The 23,989-nt window shown below is 69.1% G+C and carries 23 protein-coding genes; 13 read left to right on the top strand and 10 right to left on the bottom strand.

Annotated features, from left to right (window positions below):
- Positions 1 to 4 precede the first annotated feature (4 nt).
- The gene (tal, locus tag RJ03_RS14755; protein ID WP_036502528.1) at positions 5 to 1,135 is read right to left on the bottom strand and encodes a transaldolase; all 1,131 of its coding nucleotides are present in this window, start codon (positions 1,133 to 1,135) and stop codon (positions 5 to 7) included.
- Positions 1,136 to 1,138: 3 nt separating this feature from the next.
- Positions 1,139 to 3,283 (bottom strand): transketolase, encoded by a 2,145-nt coding sequence (gene tkt, locus RJ03_RS14750; RefSeq protein ID WP_036502525.1) that lies wholly within the window; start codon positions 3,281 to 3,283, stop codon positions 1,139 to 1,141.
- Positions 3,284 to 3,721: 438 nt separating this feature from the next.
- Between tkt and RJ03_RS14745 the strand changes: the two genes are divergently transcribed.
- Positions 3,722 to 4,708 carry a heme o synthase gene (locus RJ03_RS14745; protein ID WP_036502522.1) on the top strand — a complete coding sequence of 329 codons (987 nt, stop codon included), beginning with the start codon at positions 3,722 to 3,724 and terminating at the stop codon, positions 4,706 to 4,708.
- A 166-nt stretch (positions 4,709 to 4,874) separates the two neighbouring features.
- On the opposite strand, the gene RJ03_RS14740 is transcribed toward RJ03_RS14745, so the two are convergent.
- Positions 4,875 to 6,047: a hypothetical protein gene (locus RJ03_RS14740; RefSeq protein ID WP_036502520.1), complete on the bottom strand. Its 1,173-nt coding sequence runs from the start codon at positions 6,045 to 6,047 to the stop codon at positions 4,875 to 4,877.
- A gap of 145 nt (positions 6,048 to 6,192) precedes the next feature.
- The gene (locus RJ03_RS14735) at positions 6,193 to 7,626 is read right to left on the bottom strand and encodes an FAD-dependent monooxygenase (RefSeq protein WP_036502518.1); all 1,434 of its coding nucleotides are present in this window, start codon (positions 7,624 to 7,626) and stop codon (positions 6,193 to 6,195) included.
- A gap of 80 nt (positions 7,627 to 7,706) precedes the next feature.
- Between RJ03_RS14735 and RJ03_RS14730 the strand changes: the two genes are divergently transcribed.
- Positions 7,707 to 8,327: a TetR/AcrR family transcriptional regulator gene (locus RJ03_RS14730; protein WP_036502688.1), complete on the top strand. Its 621-nt coding sequence runs from the start codon at positions 7,707 to 7,709 to the stop codon at positions 8,325 to 8,327.
- 4 nt (positions 8,328 to 8,331) lie between these two features.
- On the opposite strand, the gene RJ03_RS14725 is transcribed toward RJ03_RS14730, so the two are convergent.
- Positions 8,332 to 9,297 carry a quinone oxidoreductase family protein gene (locus RJ03_RS14725; protein WP_036502516.1) on the bottom strand — a complete coding sequence of 322 codons (966 nt, stop codon included), beginning with the start codon at positions 9,295 to 9,297 and terminating at the stop codon, positions 8,332 to 8,334.
- An 82-nt stretch (positions 9,298 to 9,379) separates the two neighbouring features.
- On the opposite strand from RJ03_RS14725, the gene RJ03_RS14720 reads away from it, so the two are divergent.
- From RJ03_RS14720 to RJ03_RS14710, 3 genes are read left to right on the top strand one after another with little or no spacing between them, the layout of a single operon-like run.
- Positions 9,380 to 9,730, top strand: a complete 351-nt coding sequence (locus RJ03_RS14720; protein ID WP_036502514.1) for a hypothetical protein — start codon at positions 9,380 to 9,382, stop codon at positions 9,728 to 9,730.
- Between the two features lies 1 nt (position 9,731).
- Positions 9,732 to 10,511, top strand: a complete 780-nt coding sequence (locus RJ03_RS14715; RefSeq protein ID WP_036502512.1) for a transporter substrate-binding domain-containing protein — start codon at positions 9,732 to 9,734, stop codon at positions 10,509 to 10,511.
- A gap of 25 nt (positions 10,512 to 10,536) precedes the next feature.
- Positions 10,537 to 11,409, top strand: coding sequence for a class I SAM-dependent methyltransferase (locus RJ03_RS14710; protein WP_036502510.1), 873 nt, complete (start codon positions 10,537 to 10,539; stop codon positions 11,407 to 11,409).
- A gap of 6 nt (positions 11,410 to 11,415) precedes the next feature.
- On the opposite strand, the gene RJ03_RS14705 is transcribed toward RJ03_RS14710, so the two are convergent.
- Positions 11,416 to 11,640: an FmdB family zinc ribbon protein gene (locus RJ03_RS14705; RefSeq protein WP_036502507.1), complete on the bottom strand. Its 225-nt coding sequence runs from the start codon at positions 11,638 to 11,640 to the stop codon at positions 11,416 to 11,418.
- A 155-nt stretch (positions 11,641 to 11,795) separates the two neighbouring features.
- Between RJ03_RS14705 and RJ03_RS14700 the strand changes: the two genes are divergently transcribed.
- Entirely contained in the window at positions 11,796 to 12,863 is a 1,068-nt protein-coding gene (locus RJ03_RS14700) for a phosphotransferase (protein WP_036502504.1), read from the top strand.
- Between the two features lie 29 nt (positions 12,864 to 12,892).
- Here RJ03_RS14700 and RJ03_RS14695 read toward each other — a convergent pair whose 3' ends face one another.
- The 4 genes from RJ03_RS14695 to mptB all read right to left on the bottom strand — a co-directional run bounded on the left by RJ03_RS14695 (position 12,893) and on the right by mptB (position 17,370).
- The gene (locus RJ03_RS14695) at positions 12,893 to 13,867 is read right to left on the bottom strand and encodes a COX15/CtaA family protein (protein ID WP_036502500.1); all 975 of its coding nucleotides are present in this window, start codon (positions 13,865 to 13,867) and stop codon (positions 12,893 to 12,895) included.
- A gap of 91 nt (positions 13,868 to 13,958) precedes the next feature.
- The gene (locus tag RJ03_RS14690) at positions 13,959 to 14,747 is read right to left on the bottom strand and encodes an ABC transporter permease (protein WP_036502496.1); all 789 of its coding nucleotides are present in this window, start codon (positions 14,745 to 14,747) and stop codon (positions 13,959 to 13,961) included.
- A complete protein-coding gene (locus tag RJ03_RS14685) occupies positions 14,744 to 15,676 on the bottom strand; it encodes an ABC transporter ATP-binding protein (RefSeq protein ID WP_036502493.1) in 933 nt (310 codons plus the stop codon). The genes RJ03_RS14690 and RJ03_RS14685 overlap by 4 nt, the downstream gene beginning before the upstream one ends.
- Positions 15,673 to 17,370 carry a polyprenol phosphomannose-dependent alpha 1,6 mannosyltransferase MptB gene (gene mptB / locus RJ03_RS14680; RefSeq protein WP_036502685.1) on the bottom strand — a complete coding sequence of 566 codons (1,698 nt, stop codon included), beginning with the start codon at positions 17,368 to 17,370 and terminating at the stop codon, positions 15,673 to 15,675. The genes RJ03_RS14685 and mptB overlap by 4 nt, the downstream gene beginning before the upstream one ends.
- Positions 17,371 to 17,533: 163 nt before the next feature.
- Between mptB and RJ03_RS14675 the strand changes: the two genes are divergently transcribed.
- The 7 genes from RJ03_RS14675 to RJ03_RS14645 are packed head-to-tail and all read left to right on the top strand — an operon-like array spanning position 17,534 to position 23,981.
- Positions 17,534 to 18,343: a helix-turn-helix transcriptional regulator gene (locus RJ03_RS14675; protein ID WP_036502490.1), complete on the top strand. Its 810-nt coding sequence runs from the start codon at positions 17,534 to 17,536 to the stop codon at positions 18,341 to 18,343.
- Entirely contained in the window at positions 18,340 to 19,800 is a 1,461-nt protein-coding gene (sufB, locus tag RJ03_RS14670) for a Fe-S cluster assembly protein SufB (protein ID WP_036502488.1), read from the top strand. Before RJ03_RS14675 ends, sufB begins: the two co-directional genes overlap by 4 nt.
- Positions 19,800 to 20,984, top strand: coding sequence for a Fe-S cluster assembly protein SufD (gene sufD / locus RJ03_RS14665; protein ID WP_036502485.1), 1,185 nt, complete (start codon positions 19,800 to 19,802; stop codon positions 20,982 to 20,984). Before sufB ends, sufD begins: the two co-directional genes overlap by 1 nt.
- A 51-nt stretch (positions 20,985 to 21,035) precedes the next feature.
- Positions 21,036 to 21,812: a Fe-S cluster assembly ATPase SufC gene (gene sufC, locus RJ03_RS14660; protein WP_036502483.1), complete on the top strand. Its 777-nt coding sequence runs from the start codon at positions 21,036 to 21,038 to the stop codon at positions 21,810 to 21,812.
- Position 21,813: 1 nt separating this feature from the next.
- The gene (locus RJ03_RS14655) at positions 21,814 to 23,073 is read left to right on the top strand and encodes a cysteine desulfurase (RefSeq protein WP_036502480.1); all 1,260 of its coding nucleotides are present in this window, start codon (positions 21,814 to 21,816) and stop codon (positions 23,071 to 23,073) included.
- Between the two features lie 46 nt (positions 23,074 to 23,119).
- Positions 23,120 to 23,617, top strand: a complete 498-nt coding sequence (gene sufU / locus RJ03_RS14650; protein ID WP_036502476.1) for a Fe-S cluster assembly sulfur transfer protein SufU — start codon at positions 23,120 to 23,122, stop codon at positions 23,615 to 23,617.
- On the top strand, positions 23,610 to 23,981 hold the full coding sequence (locus RJ03_RS14645; RefSeq protein WP_036502473.1) for a metal-sulfur cluster assembly factor: 372 nt from the start codon (positions 23,610 to 23,612) through the stop codon (positions 23,979 to 23,981). The genes sufU and RJ03_RS14645 overlap by 8 nt, the downstream gene beginning before the upstream one ends.
- The last annotated feature ends 8 nt before the right edge of the window (positions 23,982 to 23,989 follow it).

Below are 23,989 nucleotides of genomic sequence, written 5' to 3'. Positions count from 1 at the left end.
GCGGTCAGTTGCTTCCGGTGCTCTTCAACTCGGCGGTCGTCGCGGTGAGCAGCTCGTCCCACGACTTCTCGAACTTCTCGACACCTTCGCGCTCGAGGACGGCGAACACGTCGTCGAGGTCGATTCCCACCCCGGTCAGCGCGTCGAACACGCCCTGCGCGTCGGCTGCCGTGCCCGACACCGTGTCCCCACGCAGCTCGCCGTGGTCGGCGAACGCCTCGAGGGTCTTCTCCGGCAGCGTGTTGACCGTATTCGGCGCCACCAGTTCGGTGATGTACATAGTGTCGGGGTAGTCCGGGTTCTTCACACCCGTGGACGCCCACAGCGGCCGCTGCCGGTTACCGCCGGAGGAGGCCAGGTGCGAGTACGTCGAGGTGTGGTTACCCCCGTCGAACACGTCCTGGTAGGCGGCGTAGGCCAGGCGGGCGTTGGCGATTCCGGCCTTACCGCGCAACGCCAGCGCCTCGTCGGAACCGATCTGCTCGAGCCGCTTGTCGATCTCGGTGTCCACGCGGGAGACGAAGAACGACGCGACCGAATGGATGCGGGCCAGGTCGTGGCCGGCGATGCGTGCCTTGCGCAGGCCGTCCAGATAGGCGCCCATCACGCTGAGGTAGCGCTGCACCGAGAAGATCAGCGTGACGTTGACGCTGATCCCTTCGGCGATCACGCGCGTGATCGCGGGCAGGCCCTCCTCGGTGGCCGGAATCTTGATGAACAGATTCGGCCGGTCGACGATCTTCCACAGCTCGACCGCCTGCGCGACGGTCTTGTCGGTGTCGAACGCCAGCCGGGGGTCCACCTCGATCGAGATCCGGCCGTCCACGCCGCCGGTCGATTCGAAGACCTCGGCCAGCACGTCGCAGGCCGAGCGAACGTCGTCGGTGGTGATCGTGCGGATGGCGGCGTCGGCATCGGCGCCCTGGGCGGCCAGTTCCTTGACCTGGTCGTCGTAGGCGTGGCCCTCGCTCAGCGCGGCCTGGAAGATGGTCGGGTTGGTGGTCACGCCGACGACGCTGCGGGTGGCGACGAGTTCGGCGAGATTGCCCGAGCGGATCCGGTTGCGTGACAGATCGTCGAGCCACACCGACACGCCTGCTCGAGACAGTGCGGCGAGATTCTCGTTCTGTGCCATTGGTTATCCCTTCACCTTGTCGAGTGAGCGCTTCGCGGCGTCGACGACGGCTTCGGCGGTGATGCCGAATTCGCGGAACAGGGTCTTGAAGTCGGCCGAGGCACCGAAGTGCTCGATCGAGACGTTCTCACCGTCGCTGCCGGTGAAGCGGTGCCACGGCATCGCGATACCGGCCTCGACCGTGACGCGGGCGGTGATCTGCGGGGGCAGCACCTCGTCGCGGTAGGACTGTTCCTGCGCGTCGAACCATTCCACGCACGGCATGGACACCACCCGGGTGCCGATGCCCTGCTCCTCCAGCGTAGTGCGCGCGGCGACGGCGAGCTGAAGTTCGGAACCGGTGGCGATCAGGATCACCTGCGGTGTGCCGGTGGAGGATTCGGCCAGGATGTATCCGCCGCGGGAGACGCCCTCGTAGCTGGTGCCCTCCAGGGTGGGCACGTCCTGGCGAGTCAGCGCCAGCGCCGACGGGCCGTCGGTGTGCGGGTGGTCGGCGGGCACGAAATGCGAATGCTGCTCGGCGCTTTCGAGCTCGAGGATGGTGCGCCACGCGTACACGGTCTCGTTGGCGTCGCCGGGGCGGACCACGTTCAGTCCGGGGATGGCACGCAGCGCGGCGAGATGCTCGATCGGCTGGTGGGTGGGGCCGTCCTCACCCAGGCCGATGGAGTCGTGGGTCCACACGTAGATGGCCGGCACCCGCATGAGCGCGGCCAGCCGGACCGCGGGGCGCATGTAGTCGGAGAACACCAGGAAGGTGCCGCCGTAGGGCCGGGTCGGGCCGTGCAGGGCGATGCCGTTGAGGATCGAACCCATCGCGTGCTCGCGCACACCGAAGTGCAGCGTGCGGCCGTAGGGCTCGGCCTTCCACATACCGGTGGAGATCGACGCCGGGCCGAAGCTCGGCACGCCCGGCATGGTGGTGTTGTTCGATTCGGCGAGGTCGGCCGAACCGCCCCACAGCTCCGGCAGCACCGGCGCCAGCGCGGCCAGCACCTTGCCCGAGGCCTTGCGGGTGGCCATGCCCTTGGCGTCGGGCTCGAACGAGGGCAGTCCCTCGGTCCAGCCCTTCGGCAGCCGGCGCTCACGCAGCCGGTCGAACAGCTCCTTGTTCTCCGGGTTGTTCTGCGCCCATGCGTCGAACTGCTCCTGCCAGACGGCGCGCGCGGCCTTGGCGCGCTCGGCGGCGTTGCCACGGGTGTGGGCGATGACCTCGTCGTCGACGACGAAGCTCTGGCCCGGATCGAAGCCGAGGATCTCCTTGGTGGCGGCGACCTCGTCGGCGCCCAGCGCGGCCCCGTGCGCGGCCCCGGTGTTCATCTTGTTCGGCGCGGGATAGCCGATGATCGTGCGCAGCAGGATGAACGAGGGCTTGTCGGTGACGGCCTTGGCGGCCTCGATCGCCTCCAGGATGCCCGTGACGTTCTCACCGCCCTCGACGACCTGCACGTGCCAGCCGTAGGCGCGGTAGCGCTCGGCGGTGTCCTCGGTCAGCGCGATGGAGGTGTCGTCCTCGATCGAGATCCGGTTGTCGTCGTAGAAGACGATCAGATTGCCCAGCTGCTGGGTGCCGGCCAGCGAGGAGGCCTCCGAGGTGACGCCCTCTTCGATATCGCCGTCGGAGGCGATGACGTAGACGAAGTGGTCGAACGGGCTGGCGCCGGTCGCGGCGGACGGGTCGTAGAGACCGCGCTCGCGGCGGGCCGCCATCGCCATGCCGACCGCCGAGGCCAGGCCCTGGCCGAGCGGGCCGGTGGTGATCTCCACGCCCCTGGTGTGGCGGAACTCCGGGTGGCCCGGGGTCAGCGAACCCCACTTGCGCAGGTGCTTCAGGTCATCGAGTTCGAGGCCCAGTCCCGACAGGTACAGCTGGATGTACTGGGTCAGGCTGGAATGTCCGCACGAGAGGATGAACCGGTCGCGGCCGGTCCAGTCCGGATCGCTCGGGTCGTAGCGCAGGACCCGCTGGTAGAGGGTGTAGGCCAGCGGCGCCAGGCTCATCGCGGTGCCGGGGTGGCCGTTGCCGGCGGCCTGTACCGCGTCGGCGGCCAGGACACGGACGGTGTCGACGGCTCTGGTGTCCAGTTCGGTCCAGTCGGCCGGATGTGCGGGCTGGGTGAGTGCGCGGATGTCGTCTGTGACTGACACGACCGAGGTTCTCCTGACCTTCTCGTGTGTGTACAACGGCGGCTTGCGGGCTGTACCCACCACCCTAGAGGTCGCCTGATGGCCGTGAGTGGGGAACCCTTCGCCCGCACCCCGTGCAGGTGCGCGGGGTTACGGTGAATGATGACAGCCGCCGACGTGCCGGGCCGAAGCGATTCCGCACAGCGGCCGACGGCGGATATGTGACGTGGCCCTCGCGTCCGGACCGGCCGGGGCCGATCGCCTGCGGCACGGGCGGTTTCGCGGCGGGTGGGTGCCGGAGCACAACACGCGGGGGTCTACCATCGTCTGTAGTAGAGGCTGCGCCGCCCGCGCCGCGCTCTGCGGTGACAGCGGAAACGGCTGCGCGCGGGAGGCCCGCCACGCCGCCGAAACCGTTGCTTCCCTACCGGATCGATGCACCACCTGCGAGGAGAGACAGTGCGGATTGGGCAACAGCCGGGTGATGCGCATGGCTCCTCCGCGACGGCGCTCGCCGACCGTGTCCAGGGCAGCGGCCCGCTGTCGAAGCTGACCCGCCGGGTGCTCGCCTACATCGCGCTGACCAAGCCGCGGGTCATCGAGCTGCTGCTGGTGGCCACCATCCCGACGATGCTGCTGGCCGACCGCGGCCATGTCGACATCCGGTTGATCGTGGCCACCCTGTTCGGCGGCTGGATGGGCGCGGCCAGTGCCAACACCCTCAACTGCGTCGCCGACGCCGATATCGACAAGGTCATGAAGCGCACGTCGAAGCGTCCGCTGGCGCGGGAGGCGGTGCCGACCCGCAACGCGTTCGTCTTCGGTGTCGCTCTCGGCGCGGGCTCGTTCGCCTGGCTGTGGTGGCAGGCCAATCTGCTCTCCGGCCTGCTCGTGGTCGCGACGATCCTGTTCTACGTCTTCGTCTACACCCTCGGCCTCAAGCGCCGGACCTCGCAGAACGTGGTGTGGGGCGGTGCCGCGGGCTGTATGCCCGCCCTGGTCGGCTGGTCGGCGGTCACCGGCACCATCGGCTGGCCCGCGGTCGCGCTGTTCGCCGTCATCTTCTTCTGGACGCCGCCGCACACCTGGGCGCTGGCGATGCGCTACAAGGACGACTACCGCGCGGCCGGTGTGCCGATGCTGCCGGTGGTGGCGACCGAGCGCGTGGTCACCAAGCAGATCGTCATCTACACCTGGCTGACCGTGCTCGCGACCCTGGCGCTGATTCCGGCGACGGGTGTCGTGTACGCGGCGGTCGCGATCGTCGCGGGCGCCTGGTTCCTGCTGATGGCGCATCAGCTGTACTCCGGCGTGCGGCGCGGCGCGTCGGTCAAGCCGCTGCGGCTGTTCCTGCAGTCCAACAACTACCTCGCCGTGGTGTTCTGCGGTCTGGCCGTGGATTCGGTTCTCGGCTGGCACACCATCGGCTCGACGCTGTTCGGCTGAGATCGCCCCGGGCGCCGGTCCGCGCCCGTGAACAGCCACGTCGGCGCGTCTCGCCGACGTTCGGGCCATACGCGGTCACGGCCCGTACGGCCGGGGGGGCCGAACCGCCATCCCGTCGCCCGCGTCATCCCGTCGCCGTAGCGGCAGACAACCGTCCGTCCTCTTCTCAGGGGCAGCCGGGCTGGAACGGATAGCACGCGTGCCCGGGCGTCGAGGGCGGCACGGTGCGTTCCGGTGCGGGGGTGTAGGGCGAGGTGGTCGTCGTGGTGGTGTGACCGGAGGCGGGGGCGTGACTGGGGCCGGAGCCGGAACCGCCGCCGGCGGTGCACATGGCGGCCAACGCCAGCACGACGACCAGAACGCCCAGCAGGACCAGCGGTACCAGGCCGCGGTTGCGGTTGCGTCGCGGCGGGGCCGCGGGCGGGCGCGGATCGAAGGGCACCGAATACGGTTGCTGATTCTGGCCGTAGGCCGGCGCGGGACCCGTCTGCGCGGGACCGCCGGGTCCGAAACCCGAGGCGGCGACCGGCTGAGGGACGGTTCCGGTCGCGGGTCGCGCCGCCGGATTCGGGCGCGCCATCGATACCGGGGCACCGCCCGGCGACATCGGCGCTGCGGAGGCGGCGACCGGGACACCGGCCGGACCGGTCCCGGGAAGCGGCGCTCCCGCCGGCGGTTTGGGGCCGCGGGCCGGCACGGGATTCGGCGGCGGGGGAGTGCGCTCCAGCCGGGCGGGAAAGCCCTCCGCGGTGAGATCGGAATGGCTTGCCGCCGCGGCGAATCCGAGTGCGGCCAGCGCCTGGCTGACCTGCGTCGCATTCCAGGTGTCGGGTGCGTCCGCGGTGATCCGGGTGAAGTAGTTGCGCAAGGCCGCCGGGCCGTCGCCGAGCACCACATCGATACCGTCGGGCAGGTCACCCTGCTCCAGGGCGACCCGGCTGCTCAATTGCGGCATCACCAGCACCATGCCGGTCACCCCGACCCGCTCCCGGCCGGGCGCGCCGCGCAACAGTTCGGCGATCTCGCCGGTGCGGGCGCGGATCTCGGTCATCGGTTCGGTTCCGGCCTCGGTTCCCGACAGCGGCGCGATGCGGTCGCCGATGGTCCAGGGCCGGTACCCGGAGACGGTGAGGGTGCCGCTCGCCCGTTCGGTGAAGTCCTTGATCACGACGACCACGCAGGTCTTGGGCGTCCACACGATCGCGTCGGCGGCACCGGCCGCGACCACCGCGATACCGGGTAACGCGTGTGCGCCGGTCCAGGTCTTCAGCCAGTTCGCCACCGTCCGTTCGGAATTGGACAGCCGCGACGGGTCGTCGTTGCGAACCTTCACCAACATCTGGATCAACCCCTGACCGATGCCTGTTCTGCCGGCCGCCCCGAGCGACCGCCCGACCACCGTACGACGGTACGGCGAAGCGGGCGAATCGGCTTGGGCGGCAGCACAGATCATCCACCATCGGTGCGCCCGGGTCGTCGGCGGGTCACCCCTGCCGATACCAGGCGAGGTATCCGTCCGGGCGCACCAGCACCTGCGTGCCCGCGGTGGCCGCGTAATCGATGAAGGCGTGGCCGTCGACCGCGATCAGCTGCCCGGGTTCGGGCCGATGGCCGGGCGCGACGATCGAATACGCCCGCACCCCGGCGTCTTCCGAGATGTCGGCCGGTGCTCCGAACGTCAGGCGGGTCGCGTGCGGGCCGCGGAACAGGTCGAACAGGCGCAGCGCACCACCGTCACCGCTCCGCAGCGGGGCGTCCGGCGCCCGGTCGCCCGCGGTGAGCCCGGCGGCGTCGGACGCATCGCGATAGCTGATGTCGAGTTGATGAGTCTCGGCGCCGCGGTGCATCGCGTCCTCGTGTCCCTCGAGGTGTTTGTCGAGCAGTGCCGTACTCAGGCCGAGCACTCGCCGAGCGACCGCGCGGCGCTCGGACTCGTAGGTCTCGAGCGGGCCCGGATCGCCGCCCATCGCGGCGGCCAGTTTCCAGCCCAGGTTGTAGGCGTCCTGAATGCCGGTGTTCATCCCCTGCCCGCCGGTGGGCGGGTGCACGTGGGCCGCATCGCCGGCCAGGAATACGCGCCCGGACCGGAACCGTTGCGCCAGCCGGATATTGGGCCGCCACACCGTGGACCACACCGGCTCCCCGACGGTGAGATCGGTGCGCCCGCTCACCCGGTCGAGCCGTTCCTGCAGGACCGCGCGGGTGGGCCGCGGATCGTCACCGAGCGGGGCGGCGAACTGGAACAGCCGTCCGCCGGGCAGTGGCGTCAACGCGACACCCGCGGTGGGTGTCGCGGCGGTGGCGAACCAGTATCCGAAGTCGTGATCCAGCGCGTCGACCGGGACGTCGCCGAGCAGCATGCGAATCGACTCGTCGGTGGTCCCCTCGAACGGGATTCCCAGCGTGCGCCGCACGGTTCCGGCGCCGCCGTCCGCGCCGATCAGATACCGCGCCGCGACGTTTTCGGTGCCGCCCGGTCCGGTCAGCGTGGCTCGCACCTCGTCGGTGTCCTGGGTGAAACCGGCCAGGGCGGTACCGAATTCGACGCGCACACCGAATTCGGCGAGGCGGTCGCGCAGGAGTCGCTCGGTATCGGATTGGCCCAGCACCCACGGATTCGGATACGGCACGGCCGGGCTCGCCGCGCGGGGTTCGCTCATCCGGCGTTCGGTCACCAGCGTGCCGTCGAGGTAGGCGCGCATGAGGGGAGTGGGGGTTCCCGCCGCGAGGACGGCGTCGAGCACGCCGAGATCGTCGAACACCTCCAGCGTGCGGGGCTGGATGCCGTCGCCCCGGGACCCGGTGAACGGAGTTGTGGCCTTGTCCACGATGCGCACATCGACCCCGCGGCGGGCCAGGTCGATGGCGAGCGTGAGTCCGGTCGGGCCGGCTCCGGCGATGAGAACTGTCCGGGTCATGACAACCTCTAACTGAATCAAGTTTCACTGAATTTCGATTCAGTATCGGGTTGATACTGTCCGGAGTCAAGGAGGTGGTGATGGCGACCGGACATGAGCAGGTCGGCAGTCGCAAGCAGCGGTCCGCGGAAACCGAGCAGGCGCTCAAGGACGCCGCCCGGCGGTTGTTCGCCGAGCGCGGTTACCTGAACACCAAGATCACCGACATCACCGCGGCGGCCGGCCGGTCGGCGGGATCGTTCTACAACCACTTCGCCGGCAAGGAACAGTTGCTCCAGGCGCTACTGGAGGACTTCGCGGCCGAAGGGGACACCTCCGCCGGTGCGGGCGCCCACGATCCCGATTTCACCAAGCCGCAGGCCGTCGAATTCCATATCGAGCAGTACTGGCGCTATGCGCGCCGGCACTGGCCGGTGCTGCGGGCGGTGACGCAGGCGGCGCTCGTCGACGAGGACTTCGCGCGGCTGACCAGTCGATTCACCGCCGGTCAACTCGACGAGGTGGTCGACCACGTCGACGGTTTCGAGGCCGCCGGACTCCGCCTGCCCGGCACGCCCGAGGTCAGCGTGGCGATGATGTTCCTGTTGGTGCGGGCACTGCTGGAGGCGGTGGAGGAGGGCGTGCTCGCCCTCGACGACGAACAGGCGGTGGCCGGGCTGACCCGGTTCGTCTACCGGGGACTCACCGGCCGCGACTACTGACCGCTCAGGGCACCAGCACGATCGACCCGGTGGTCTTGCGGGCCTGCAGATCGCGATGCGCCTGCGCGGCCTCGGTCAGCGGGTATTCGGCGCCGACCCGCACCCGCAGCGTCCCGTCGGCGACGGCGTTCAGGACATCGCCTGCGCGCCAGGTCAATTCATCACGATCGCGGGTGTAGTGGGCGAGCGTCGGGCGGGTGACGAACAGCGAACCGGCCGGATTGAGCCGCTGCAGATCGAACGGCGGTACCTGGCCGCTGGCGGCGCCGAACAACGCCAGCATGCCGCGGATGCGCAAGGCCGCCAGGCTCGCCTCGAACGTCGCCGCGCCCACCCCGTCGTAGACGGCGGCCACCCCGATCCCGTCGGTGAGGTCGCGCACCCGCTGGGCGAGATCCTCTCCGTAGCGCAGCACATGCGCGGCGCCCGCCTCGCGGGACAATTCTTCCTTCGCGTCGGTGGACACCGTGGTGATCACGCGGATATCGCGGGCGGCGGCCAGCTGGGTCAGCAGGAGTCCGACGCCGCCGGCGCCGGCGTGAACCAGAATCGTCTCCCCGGGCTGCGGCTTGTACACCGATTCGATCAGGTAGTGCGCGGTCATTCCCTGCAGCAGTGCCGAGGCCGCCACCGCGGCCGGAACCCCGTCGGGGACGGCCACCGCCACCGCGGCGTCCACGGCGACCTTCTCCGCGTAGCTACCCGGCGCCGCCGCCCACGCGACCCGATCGCCGACGGTGAATTCGGTCACCTCGGAACCGACCTCGGCGACCACGCCCGTGCCCTCGGAGCCCGGAATGTAGGGAACCGCCTGCGGATAGGTGCCGGTGCGGATGTAGGTGTCGATGAAATTGACACCGGCCGCCTCGGTATCGACGAGCAGCTGATTCGGCCCGATGACAGGGTCGTCGACCTCGGTCGCGACGAGCACTTCGGGACCACCGTGTTCGCTGACCTGAATGGCGCGCATGGCTTTCAGTTCTACACCCCCGTGTGCCGCGAACCCCGGTAGGGCGGTCGGGTGGGCCTTACCGGACGGTAAACTCCACGCCATGAGCGAAACCGCCACCGCGGCCCCGGTCGCGCCGTCGTCCACCGTCGTCGAGTCGGTCGAGAAGTTCGTCGCCGCCCACGGTGGTTCGGGTACCGCCGTGCTGCAGCCGATCGGTCGGATCGGGGTCCGCATCACCCTCGTCGGCGCCGACGGTGTGCTCGGCGATCGAGTCGTCGCGGATCTGGCCACCGCCAAGGCCGTGGTCGAGGCCGTCGACGGCCTCGCCGAAACCGAGCACTGGGATCGCGATCTGAGCTCGGCCGCCACGCCCGCGAAGGGGCACTGGGCGCGGATGGCCGGCTGGGTCGCCCATCAGACCCGGTTCCCGAAGGCGCGCAACGAGAACTGAGATGGCTCTGCGGCATCGGATGATCGCCGCCGCGACGGCCGGTGCGGCCGCGGTCCTGACGATGGTCGTACCGGCGCGAGCCGAGGACCCCGCGACCGTGCGGGTCTGCACCACCGGCGATTATCCGCCCTATTCGGTGACCGACGGCCACGGCGGCTACCGCGGCATCGACATCGACCTGGTCCGCGACATGGCACAGCTGCTGGGGCGCCAGGTGCGGTTCGTGCCGACGACCTGGGCGTCGATGGGCGGCGATTTCGCCGCGCGCGCTTGTGATCTCGCGGTCGGCGGAATTTCCGACGCCGCGGCCCGGCGCGCCTATGCCGACTTCTCGCTCAGCTACGGCACCGACGGCAAGACCCCGATCGTGCGTGCCGACGACGCCGGGAAGTACGCGACGATCGAGCAGATCGATCAGCCGCAGGTGCGGGTGATCGTCAACCGCGGCGGCACCAACGAGCAATTCGCCCGCACGCATTTCCTGCATGCGCAGCTGACCGTGTGGCCGGACAACGTCACCATTTTCGACCAGATCGTCGCCGGTCGCGCAGATGTCTTCGTCACCGATTCGGTGGAGGGCCGCTATCGCGTGCGGCAGCATCCCGAGCTGCGGGTACTGCACCCGGAGACCCCCTTCGACTCCTTCGGTAAGGTGTTCCTGCTGCCGAAGAACGACGTCCCGGCCGCGGTGATGGTCAATTCCTGGCTGGCGAGCCAGCTCGCGACCGGGGGAGTCGACCGGCGGGTCGCGGAATGGATCGGACCGCACGCCACCGCCTGAGCGACGCGCGACCATAATCGACCGGGTGACGGATAAAGCGGCGAGCCGGACCGCGGTCCTGGTCTGTCAGGGCCGGGCGGTGGCAGACGGACGACTGGCGGTCGGGCAATTCTCGGATCCCATTGCGGCGCAACTGCTTCACGACGACGAACGCGCGGCGGTGCGGCGCGCGCGAGCACCGCGGCCACCCGGCGGCTGGCGGGAGCGGCTCGAATTCGAGATGCTCACGGCCACGGCCGCCGTGCTGGCCACCCGCACCGTCGTCATCGACGAGGCGATCCGTGAGGCGTCGGCCGCGCAGCTGGTACTGCTCGGCGCCGGACTCGACGGACGGGCCTGGCGGACCGGCGAACCCGCCGCCGATGTCTTCGAGGTGGATCATCCTGCCTCGCAACGGGACAAGCGCGAACGGGTAGGTGCGCTGGTTCCGGTCGCGAAGTCGCTGACCTATGTGCCGGTGGAATTCGGCCGCGACGACCTCGGGGCGCGCCTGGCCGAGGCGGGCCATCGCGCGGACGCGACGACCACATGGGTGTGGGAGGGCGTCCTGCCGTATCTCACACAGCCGCAGGTCGAATCGACGCTGGCCGTCGTCGCCGCGCGCAGCGCGAACGGCAGCCGATTGATCGCGACCTATCCCACCCCGAACCGCTTCGCCGCACTCGGTCGTGCCGGTATGCGTCTCTACAGCAAACTGGCCGGCGCCCGGGACCCGCTCGCCGACGAACCGCACGTGTCGGCGTGGTCGCCCGCGGAAATCGCCGCGCTGACAACGCGTTACGGGTTCACCGTCACCGCGGACCTCGAGTTGATCGAGGCGGCGCGCCGACTCGACGTGCCGGCTCGGCAGTCCCGCGCCTACGGATTGGGACGCGCGCTGATCGCCGACCGCGTCTGATCGCGATCAGGCGCAGCAGCCGCCACCACAGCAACCGCCGCCGGACGGTGCGGACGGTGCCGACGGTGCGCCCGATCCCGCGGCCTTGCCGGTCAGGGCGACCGTGGTGAGCAGTTTGACGGTGTCGCGGTGGCCACCCGGGCAGACCGCCGGGTCGCCGGATTCGCTCATCGGCCGGGTCAGTTCGAACGATTCCGTGCATTCCCGGCAGCGGTAGGCGTAGGTCGGCATAGGTGAATTATGGCTGCCGGGGCCGGGGACGCGTCGACATGGGTCGATGCCGCTCAGGGCTGCCGGGATCTCGCGTTGCGCTGTCCTGGAGGTACGTCCGTGTTACTGTCCCGGACACATGTCCGGCCTGTTGTCCGGGCGAAGGGAGTGCGCAGATGACGGCAACCGCGAAGATCGTGGCCGGCGCCGACGAGATCACCCCGCAGTGGTTGAGTGCGGCGCTGTCGACGCCGGTGCGCGAGGTGATCGCGACCCCGGTGGGCACCGGTCAGATGGGCTCGGTATTCCGGCTGGAGATCGGCGGCGAGGGCGCGCCGCCGCGGTTGATCGCGAAGCTGCCGGCCGCCGACCCCGCCGCGCGTGCCATGGTCGCGGGCGCCTATCGGCAGGAAATCCGCTTCTATCGTGAGATCGCGCCCACCGTGTCCGTTCGCGTGCCCGCCTGTCATTACGCCGAATTCGACGGGGACGGCGCGGAATTCACCCTCTTGCTCGACGATCTCACCCCGGCTCGCCAGGGCGATCAGCTCACCGGATGTACGGTGGCCCAGGCGCATGCGGCGGTACGTAATCTCGCCGGATTGCACGGCCCGCGCTGGTGCGATCCCGGCCTGCCCGCGATCGAGGGGTTGGCCTTCAACGGTGACGCAGAGGCTCGAGCTCTGGCCGAATTGTACGGTCCCGCAACGGAAATCTTCATCGACCGGCTGGGGGAGCGGCTCTCAGCGGCCGATCACGAGACGTTGCGCGCCTGCGTTCCCGGCATCGCCGACTGGCTACTGGCCGCACCCGAGCGCTTCGCGCCCGTCCACGGCGACTACCGCCTGGACAATCTGATGTTCTCCGGCGACAGCGGCGAGATCGAGAGCGGCGAGATCGAGGTCTGGGCGGTCGACTGGCAGACCCTCGGCCTCGGATTGCCCGCGCGCGATCTGTCCTACTTCGTCGCCACCGCCCTGGAACCCGAGATCCGCCGCGCCCACGAGGAGTCGATCATCGAAACCTATTGGCGCGCCTTGTGTTCCTATGGTGTCACCGATTACACACTGGAGCAGTGCCACCAGGATTACGGGTTCGCGCTGGTGCAGGGCCCGCTGGTCGCGGTGTTCGGCGCCGCCTACGGTGCTGCCACGCCGCGCGGGGACGAGATGTTCGCCGCCATGGCGCGCCGCAGCTGTGCCGCGATCCGGGATTGGGGCGCACTCGAACGGAAACCGGTGTAACCGTCAGCGCCGAGGATGCGGGGCCCGGGTCAGGCGGCGCGTGCGGCTGCTTCGGGGGCCGGCGCGGTGACCTGTTCGCGGGTGCGCATCGAGGCCCACAACGCGGCCGTCGCGACGATGCATGCGGTGGCTCCGCCGACGTGGAAGACCACCAGCGCCGCGGGAACGTGCGTGAAGTATTGGACGATGCCGAGCAGAGCCTGGGCGCAGACCGTGGCGATCACCACGATCAGACGCACCCGGATCGCGCGGGTCATACCCACCGCGGCCAGTCCGAAGCCGAGGCCGACCAGCAACGCCAGATACGCCACGAGCAATTCGGCGTGGGCGTGCACCAGGGTGACGATCTCGATCTGCAGGCGTGCCACCGGCCGCTCGGTGCTCTTGTCACCGGCGTGGGGTCCCGCGCCGGTCACCAGGGTGCCGGCGATGAGGGTGCCGGTCATCGCGACCGCGCTCAGTGCGGTCAGCCAGCGCAGCGGTGCCGGGACCTGGACCACGTCGACCGCGTCGTCGGGTTCGCCGACCTTGGCGAACAGCAGCGTCGCCAGCCACACCATCAGCATCGAGGCCAGCAGATGGACCGACACCGTCCACCACAGCAGCCCGCTGCGCACGGTGATCCCGCCGATCACGGCCTGCAGGACGGTGCCGCCGGGCATCAGCCAGGCGTAGATCACGACCTCGCGCCGCCGCCGCGCCCGGACCACGGCGAGCACGATCAGTGCCGCGCACAGCGTCACCGCGAAGGTGAGCATCCGGTTGGAGAATTCCACCGCCTGGTGGATCGCGGGAACTTCGGCGTGGGCGGTGGGGGTGAAACTGCCGGGGAAGCATTGCGGCCAGGTCGGGCAGCCGAGGCCGGAGGAGGTGACTCGCACGATCGCGCCGGTCACCGAGATGCCCGCCTGGGACAGGATCACCGCCAACGCGAAGATGCGCTGCACCCGCAGGGAGGGCAGCGGCAGAAAGTCGACGAGTCGCACAAACGCGCGTGACAGCACGAAACGATGGTAGACGCAGCCGGATCCGCGCCCGCACGGGGGCTACTACGTTGTGTCGTTGCCGTCACATCCGTGCCGGCATCGCGGTCGTTCAGTCGAAGCGGAACCAGCGCGTCGCCAGCCAGCCCGTCACCACGCCCCACACCACGAGCACCGCGATGCCGTACCAGTCCACACTGGTGTGCAGCGCCTGATCCAGCGCTTCGGCCAGCGCCCCCGAAGGGATCAGTCGCGCGATCAGCGTCACCGCGTGCGGGAGGTTGTCCGAGGCGAAGACCAGGCTCGCGACCCCCAGCATCACGAACCACAAAATGTTCGCCAGCGCGAGCACGATCTCGGCCTTGAGGGTGCCGCCCAGCAGCAGTCCCATCGCGACGAAGGTGGCCGTGCCGAGTGCGATGACGAGCGCGCCCAGCGCCAGCCCGCCGATCGCGGGCCGCCAGCCCAGCGCGACACCGATCAGGCCGAGCAGAACCGATTGCAGCACCACCACGATCAGCACCGCCGCGCATTTGCCGCCGACGATGCCCCAACGCGGTAATGCCGTGGCGCCCAAGCGTTTCAGCGCACCATAGCGGCGGTCGAAGCCGACGGCGATGGCCTGGCCGGTGAACGCGGTGGACATGATCGCCACCATCATCACCGCCGGCACGATCCGGTCGACCTTGTGGTGTTCGCCGAGGCTCGAGCCCAGCGGCAGCAGGGTCAGCCCGATCAGCAGCGTGATCGGAATGAACATGGTCAGCAGGAGCTGTTCGCCGTTGCGCAGCAACAGGATCAGCTCCATCCGGGTCTGCGCGGCCAGCATGGCCAGGCGCGGAGCCGGTCGCGGCGCGGGGCTGAAGGTGCCGGGGGTGAAACGAGGGGCGGTCCGGGTCATCCGCGCAGCTCCCGTCCGGTCAGTTCGAGGAACACATCCTCCAGGCGGCGCTGGTCGATGCGAATATCGGTGGGCAGCACGTCGATTCGTGCACACCAGGCGGTCACGGTGGCCAGCACCTGCGGGGTGATGTCGCCGCACAGCAGATAGGAGCCGGGCGCGGTCTCGCTGGGGGCGAATCCTTCCGGCAGTGCGCTTTCCAGTAGCGACAGGTCGAGCTTCGGCGGCGCGCTGAAACGTAGTTGCCCCTCGGCGCCGGCGGAGGTGACCTCGGCCGGGGTGCCGGCGGCGACGATGCGACCGTGGTCGATGATCACCAGCCGGTCGGCGAGTTGTTCGGCCTCGTCCATCATGTGCGTGGTGAGCAGAATCCCGACGCCGTCGCGGCGCAGCGCGTCGATCAGCTCCCACACCAGATGCCGGGCCTGGGCGTCCATTCCGGCCGTGGGCTCATCGAGGAAGACCAGTTCGGGACGTCCCACCAGAGCGCACGCCAGCGCGAGGCGCTGCTGCTGACCGCCGGAGAGCCGCCGATACGGGGTGCGGCGGGCGTCGTGCAGGCCCAGGGTGTCGAGCAGCCACTGCGGATCGAGCGGATCGGCGGCGTAGGAGGCGACCAGATCGAGCATCTCGCCGGCGCGCGAGCCCGGATAGGCCCCGCCACCCTGCAGCATCACACCGATGCGCGGGCGCAGGCGATCGGAATCGGCGACCGGATCGAGCCCGAGCACCCGCACCGAACCGGCGTCGGGTGACAGGAAGCCCTCACACATTTCGACGGTGGTGGTCTTGCCGGCGCCGTTGGGGCCGAGCAGCGCCAGCACCTCCGCCCGTCCGACCTCGAAAGCGACCCCGTCCACAGCGGTGGTGTCGCCGTAGCGTTTCACGACACCGTCGATACAGACAGCGGGTTCCGAGGCTGCGCTCACGAGGAGACACCGTATGCCGGGCCCGGCTGTGACGGAGCAGACACCCCTGTCCGATTGCGCCAGGGCAGCAGGTTCCGGGTCGCCGCGATGAACCCGAGCGCGACGATGACCACGGCGACCGCCGCCTCGATGATCTGGAAGACCCCGAAATCGGCGCCGCGCGGCATCAGGATCACGCTCACGACTGCGGAGAACACCACGGCGGGGACCCGGAACGCGGGAGTGGTCGCCCACGCCGCGAGCGGCATGATCGCCCACAGCAGATACCACGGCTGTACGACCGGGAACAGCAGCACGATCGCCGCGAGCGACACACCCATCGCGCCGACCGGCTGCAATCGCCCGGTCCAGGTGGCGATGAGCATGCGCATGGTGATCAGCGCCGCCACGACAGCGGCGATCGGGCGGGTAATGCTCAGCAGCGCGGTGGTGTGGTCGCCCAGTCCCAGCAGCACGCCGCCGAATCCGGTGATGATGCCGATCGCCGTGGGTAGCGACATCCAGCTGCGCACGGTGCTGGCGGCATTGAGGGTGTGTGTCCAGCCGAAACCGAGCCCGGAGGTGTAACTGACGAACAGCGTGGTGACCAGGGTGATCGCGCCGAGGACCGCCGCGGCGGCCAGCAGCGGCCGCCAGCCGCGTCCCCAGCGCCGGGCCAGGGCCATACCGACGAATCCGAGCGCGATGATCGAGGGGATCTTCACCGCCGACGACAGCGTGATCACCACGGCGCCGGAGGTCAGCAGCAGCCAGCCGCGCTGGTCGAACCCGCCCAGCCCGGGGGTGTGCTCGGTGGCCAGCGCGCGCAGGCAGAACTCCACCCCGGCCAGCATCAGGCCCAGCATCAAGGCTTCGTTGTGCACGCCGCCGACCAAATGGAAAAGCACCAGCGGGTTGGCCGCGCCCAGCCACAGTGCGCTGACCGGCGCGACGCCGCAGCGCCGCGACAGCCGCGGCAGCGCCCAGACGATGAGGGCCACCCCGGCCAGCGCCAGCAACCGATGCGCCCAGACGCCCACGATGATGTTGTCGCCGGTCACATGCGCGATACCGCGGCCCATCCAGACGAACAGCGGGCCGTACGGGGCCGGGGTGTCGCGCCAGATGTTGGGTACGTTGTAGGTCAGCACGTTGTGCAGGCCCAGGCCGGTGGCCGGGCCGACCGCGTACGGATCGAGGCCGCGGGCCGCGATCTCGCCCTGTGCCAGATAGGAATAGACGTCGTTGGAGAACAGCGGCGGCGCGACCGACAGCGGGATGATCCACAGCAGCAGGGTGCGATCGAGCTGGGAGCGGCTGAGCCGGTGCACCGGCGAGCCGCCGAATCCGCCGACCGCGAAGCGGCCCAGCAGAAGCCACGCCATCACCACGAAGACCGTGCCGATCATGCACAGCGCCAGCGACGAGGTCTGCCAGCGCGCGAAGACGCCGATCACCCGGACTCCGGAGACCGGATTCTGCAGCACGGGCTGGGCGGCGACGCCCAGCGCACTGATCGCCATGAGGACCGAGCCGGTGGCGCCGAGCAGCCGAATGCGCTTGAACTGCGCGGTTTCCCGGGTGTCGAGCCCCGGTGCGTCGGCTTCGACGGTGTGTAGCACCGCGATGGTGTGATCGGCGGGCGGGACGTCCAGGCCCAGGGCCCGGCGTCCGATCTCGATGCTCCTACGCCATGCGCCTTCCACAACCGCCACGGAGGTCAAGCGTAGCCGGGGTGGACGCCGGGCCGATCGCAACGTCGCGACGCGGACCGTGACATATTGCACCGGGGGTCGATGCCCAGGTCGGAGCCGTATCCGGGAGAGATTCAGGGCACCCTTACTAGAATGCGGGAAATAATTCCGTCACACTGATGTTGTGAAAACCGTGGGTTTGCGGGAGAACGAGGTGAATACCGAGCGTCAGCAGGGCGCCCGGCCTTCCGCCGCGCCCGCGGCCGCCGCCGGTGAGGGGCATACTCGCGCGGCCGTCGTCCAGCTGCTGCTGGAGGAGGGGCCGATCACCGCGACGGCCATCGGGCAGCGGCTGGGACTGAGTCCGGCCGGTGTGCGTCGTCATCTCGACGCGCTGATCGAATCCGGCGAGGCTCGGGCCATGCGCTCGGCGCCGTGGCAACAGCAGGGCCGCGGTCGTCCCGCCAAGCAGTTCCAGCTGACCGCCGCTGGTCGCGGCCGGCTCGGTCACGCCTACGACGATCTGGCGGGAGCCGCGATGCGGCAGCTGCGCGAGATCGGCGGCGAGAACGCGATCATGGATTTCGCTCGCCGCCGCGTCGGTGTGATCGTCGCCGGTATCGACCGCCTGGCTCAGCACACCCCGGCCGCCACCTCGGAGAAGGCGGAGGAGATCGCCGAGGCGTTCAGCGATGCCGGATTCGCCGCCACCACCCGCAAGGTCGGCTCCGGTGTCCAGATATGCCAGCATCACTGTCCGGTCTCGCATGTGGCCGAGGAGTTCCCGGAGCTGTGCGCTGCCGAACTCGAGGCATTTCGTGAGCTGCTCGGAACCCACGTGCAGCGGCTCGCGACCATCGCCAACGGTGACTGCGCCTGCACCACCCACGTACCCCTGTCCGTTCCCCCGACGAGCAATGCTCAGCCCGCCACCCGCGCCGTTGCACAGCCCGCAACGGCAGCTCGAAACGACTCCGGAAGGAGTGCCGAATGACGTCGACCACCGCGGCGAGCCGTGAATCCGATGCGCCCCAGAACCAGGCCCTGACCCAAGAGGAGACCATCGCCTCCCTGGGTACCTACGGCTACGGCTGGGCGGATTCGGATATCGCCGGCGCCAGCGCCAAGCGCGGCCTGTCCGAGGACGTCGTGCGCGACATCTCGGCGAAGAAGAACGAGCCCGAGTGGATGCTGGCCGCCCGCCTCAAGGCACTGCGCATCTTCGACCGCAAGCCGATGCCGAGCTGGGGCTCCAACCTCGATGGCATCGACTTCGACAACATCAAGTACTTCGTGCGCTCGACCGAGAAGCAGGCCGAGAGCTGGGAAGATCTGCCCGAGGACATCAAGAACACCTACGACAAGCTGGGCATCCCGGAGGCGGAGAAGCAGCGCCTGGTGGCGGGTGTGGCCGCGCAGTACGAGTCGGAGGTCGTCTATCACCAGATCCGCGAGGACCTCGAGGCCCAGGGCGTGATCTTCCTCGACACCGACACCGGCCTGCGTGAGCACCCGGAAATCTTCCAGCGGTACTTCGGCTCGGTGATTCCGGCCGGCGACAACAAGTTCTCCGCGCTGAACACCGCCGTGTGGTCGGGTGGTTCCTTCATCTACGTGCCGCCGGGCGTGCACGTCGACATCCCGCTGCAGGCCTACTTCCGGATCAACACCGAGAACATGGGCCAGTTCGAGCGGACGCTGATCATCGTCGACGAGGGCGCCTACGTGCACTACGTCGAGGGTTGTACCGCGCCGATCTACAAGTCCGACTCGCTGCACTCGGCGGTCGTGGAGATCATCGTGAAGAAGGGCGGCCGCTGCCGCTACACCACCATCCAGAACTGGTCGAACAACGTCTACAACCTGGTCACCAAGCGGGCCAAGGCCGAGGCGGGCGCGACCATGGAGTGGATCGACGGCAATATCGGCTCCAAGGTCACCATGAAGTACCCGGCGGTCTGGATGACCGGCGAGTACGCCAAGGGTGAGGTGCTGTCGGTGGCGTTCGCGGGCGAGGGCCAGCACCAGGACACCGGCTCGAAGATGCTGCATCTGGCGCCGCACACCTCCTCGACCATCGTGTCGAAGTCGGTGGCGCGCGGCGGCGGCCGGGCGTCCTACCGCGGCCTGGTCCAGATCAACAAGGGTGCGCACGGCTCCAAGTCGACCGTGAAATGCGATGCGCTGCTGGTGGATACGATCAGCCGCTCCGACACCTACCCCTACGTCGACATCCGCGAGGACGACGTGACGATGGGCCACGAGGCCACCGTCTCCAAGGTGTCGGAGGATCAGCTGTTCTACCTGATGAGCCGCGGCATGACCGAGGACGAGGCGATGGCGATGGTGGTGCGCGGCTTCGTCGAGCCCATCGCCAAGGAACTGCCGATGGAATACGCGCTGGAACTGAACCGGCTCATCGAGCTGCAGATGGAAGGAGCGGTCGGCTGATGCCGGTCGAGAACGTGGCTGTCGCGGGCGAGGCCCGCATCCCGGCCGTCAACAAGGGTGAGCTGTTCGCCTCGTTCGACGTGGCCGCCTTCGAGGTGCCCTCGGCGCACGACGAGGCCTGGCGGTTCACCCCGCTGCGCCGGCTGCGTGGCCTGCACGACGGCACCGCGGTGCGCGACGGCCGGGCGGGTATCGAGGTCGACGGCTCGGCGATCGACGGTGTGACGGTCGAGACCGTCGGCCGTGACGACGCCCGCCTCGGCGAGGGTGGGGTGCCCACCGATCGTGTTGCCGCCCAAGCCTATTCGGGGTTCGAGCAGGCGACAGTGGTGTCGGTCGGCGCCGAGACGGAGGTCGGCCGCCCGGTGGTCGTCCGGATCACCGGCCCCGGCGCGGACAAGACGGCGTTCGGTCATCTGCAGATCCGGCTCGCCAACTTCGCGGTCGCGACGGTGGTCATCGACCAGCGCGGCAGCGGAACCTACGCGGAGAACGTGGAATTCGTCCTGGGCGACAGCGCCAAGCTGACCGTGGTCGCGGTCCAGGACTGGGCCGACGACGCCGTGCACGTCACCGCCCATCACGCCAAGCTGGGTCGCGATGCCGTGCTGCGGCACACCGACGTGACCCTCGGCGGCGATCTGGTGCGGTTGACCGCGACCGTGCGCTACGACGGTCCGGGCGGCGACGCCGAACTGCTGGGCCTGTACTTCGCCGACGACGGGCAGCATTTCGAACAGCGCCTGCTGGTCGACCACGCGCAGCCGCACTGCAAGTCCAACGTGCTGTACAAGGGTGCGCTGCAGGGCGATCCGAGTTCGGCCAAGCCCGATGCGCACACCGTCTGGGTCGGCGACGTGCTGATCCGCGCGGAGGCCGAGGGCACCGACACCTACGAGGCCAACCGCAATCTGGTCCTCACCGACGGCGCTCGTGCCGATTCGGTGCCGAACCTCGAGATCGAGACCGGCGAGATCCTCGGCGCCGGCCACGCCTCGGCGACGGGCCGATTCGACGACGAGCAGCTGTTCTACCTGCGAGCTCGCGGTATTCCGGAGGAGGCCGCCCGCCGCCTGGTGGTGCGTGGTTTCTTCCACGAGATCATCCAGAAGATCGCGGTCGTCGAGATCCGGGAGCGGCTGGAGTCGGCCATCGAGGCCGAACTCGCCGCCATCGGCGCCTAGCACCGGCGCGTCCCGGCCGCCCGAAACCTCCACCAGCCCAGAAGGAATGCAATGACCACCCTCGAAATCAAGGACCTGCACGCCGAAGTCGCCAATCCGGACGAGAACGGCGAGCCCATCAAGATCCTCAAGGGCGTGAACCTCACCGTGAAGTCGGGCGAGACCCACGCCATCATGGGCCCCAACGGCTCCGGCAAGTCCACGCTGTCCTACGCCATCGCCGGTCACCCCAAGTACACCGTGACCCAGGGCTCGATCACCCTCGACGGCGAGGACGTGCTGGCCATGTCCGTCGACGAACGCGCCCGCGCCGGCCTGTTCCTGGCCATGCAGTACCCGGTCGAGGTGCCGGGTGTGTCCATGTCGAACTTCCTGCGCACCGCCGCGACCGCCGTGCGCGGCGAGGCCCCGAAGCTGCGCCACTGGGTCAAGGAAGTCAAGGAGTCGATGGGCGAGCTCGAGATCGACGCCGCCTTCGCCGACCGCAGCGTCAACGAGGGCTTCTCCGGCGGTGAGAAGAAGCGCCACGAAATCCTGCAGCTGGGCCTGCTCAAGCCGAAGATCGCCATCCTCGACGAGACCGACTCCGGTCTGGACGTCGACGCGCTGCGCATCGTCTCCGAGGGCGTCAACCGCTACAAGGAGCGCGAGAACGGCGGCGTCCTGCTGATCACCCACTACACCCGGATCCTGCGCTACATCCAGCCGCAGTTCGTGCACGTGTTCGTGGGTGGCCGCATCGTGGCCGAGGGCGGCTCCGAGCTGGCCGACGAACTCGACGCCAACGGCTACGTCCGCTTCACACAGACCGCGACCGCGGGAGCCTGATATGACCGCTGTGACACGCACACTCGACGTCGCCAGGATCCGGGCCGATTTCCCGATCCTGAACCGGACGGTGCGTGACGGAAAACCGTTGGTGTACCTGGATTCCGGGGCCACCTCGCAGCGACCGCTGGCCGTCCTCGACGCCGAACGCGAATTCCTCACCCACACCAATGCCGCCGTGCACCGCGGCGCGCATCAGCTCGCCGAGGAGGCGACCGACGCCTACGAGGGCGCACGGGCCGATATCGCGCGCTTCGTGGGGGTGGAGGCGAACGAGATCGTGTTCACCAAGAACGCGACCGAATCGCTGAACCTGGTGACGTATTCGTTCTCCGACGACCGCTTCCCGTACCACGTGGGACCGGGCGACGAGATCGTGATCACCGAACTGGAGCATCACGCGAATCTCGTTCCGTGGCAGGAACTCGCGCGCCGCACCGGCGCCACCCTGAAGTGGTACGGCATCACCGACGACGGGCGCATCGACCTGGATTCGCTGGAGCTGACGCCCGCGACCAAGGTCGTCGCGTTCACCCATCAGTCGAATGTGACCGGTGCGGTCGCCGACGTGCACGAGATGGTGCGCCGCGCCAAGGCGGTCGGCGCGCTGGTGGTGCTCGACGCCTGCCAGTCGGTCCCGCACATGCCGGTGAACTTCCGTGAGCTCGGCGTCGACTTCGCCGCGTTCTCCGGGCACAAGATGCTGGGTCCCTCCGGTGTCGGCGTGCTCTACGGCCGCTACGCCCTGCTCGAGGAGACCCCGCCGTTCATCACCGGCGGCTCGATGATCGAGACGGTCACCATGGAGGCGACCACCTACGCGGCGCCGCCGCAGCGGTTCGAGGCCGGTGTGCCGATGACCTCCCAGGTGGTCGGATTGGGCGCGGCCGTGCGGTATCTCGACGAGATCGGGATGGAAGCCGTTGCCGCGCACGAACATACGCTGGTCGGTGCCGCCCTGGAGGGACTCGGCGCGATCGACGGGGTGCACATCGTGGGGCCGACCGAGAACGTGGACCGTGGTGGCGCGGTGTCGTTCGTGGTCGACGGGATCCACCCGCACGACGTGGGCCAGATCCTGGACGACGAGGGTGTCGCCATCCGCGTCGGGCACCATTGCGCCTGGCCGCTGATGCGCCGGCTCGGTGTACCCGCCACCGCCCGGGCCTCCTTCGCCGTCTACAACACGCTGGACGAGGTGGAGGCGCTGGTGGCCGCGGTCCGTAAGGCCCAGAAATTCTTCGGGGTGGCCGACCGTTGAATCCGGTGAGCGCGAGCGACCAGTGAACGGGGCGTGAGATTTCGCAATGCGTATGGAACAGATGTACCAGGAAGTGATCCTGGACCACTACAAGCATCCGCACCACCGCGGGCTGCGGGAGCCGTTCGGTGCCGAGGTGCATCACGTCAACCCGACCTGCGGTGACGAGGTGACCCTGCGGGTGCACATCGACGACAACGGCGATGTCGCCGATGTGTCCTACGACGGGCAGGGCTGCTCGATCAGCCAGGCCGCCACCTCGATCCTCACCGATCAGGTCATCGGCCAGCCCGTGCAGCAGGCGCTGAAGGTGGTCGACTCCTACAGCGAGATGATCTCCAGCCGCGGCACGGTCGAGGGCGACGAGGACGTGATCGGCGACGGCATCGCGCTGGCCGGTGTGTCGAAATATCCGGCGCGGGTGAAGTGTGCCCTGCTGGGCTGGATGGCGTTCAAAGATGCCGTGGTGCGGATAACCTCGGCCGAAGAGACCAAGCGGACCATGGGCAACGGGTCCGCCGGAAATGGGGAAGCTCATGACTGAGACGCCGGCAACCGAACAGCCGAACACCGAGGCCGAACTCTCCCAGGAGCAGGTCGCGTTGCTCGAGGACATGGAGGAGGCGATGCGTGACGTCGTCGACCCCGAACTCGGCATCAACGTCGTCGACCTGGGACTGGTCTACGGGATGCGGCTCGAGGAGGAGGTGGCCGTCCTCGACATGACCCTCACCTCCGCGGCCTGCCCGCTCACCGACGTGATCGAGGACCAGTCGCGAAACGCCCTGGTGCGCAGCGGTTTGGTGGAGGATCTCAAGATCAATTGGGTCTGGATGCCGCCGTGGGGTCCGGACAAGATCACCGACGACGGCCGCGAGCAGCTGCGCGCCTTGGGCTTCACGGTCTGATTCTCGCC

This window comes from Nocardia aobensis NBRC 100429, from assembly GCF_000308375.1.
GTDB classification, from domain to species: domain Bacteria; phylum Actinomycetota; class Actinomycetes; order Mycobacteriales; family Mycobacteriaceae; genus Nocardia; species Nocardia aobensis.
This window is presented reverse-complemented; position numbering and strand designations above follow the sequence as displayed.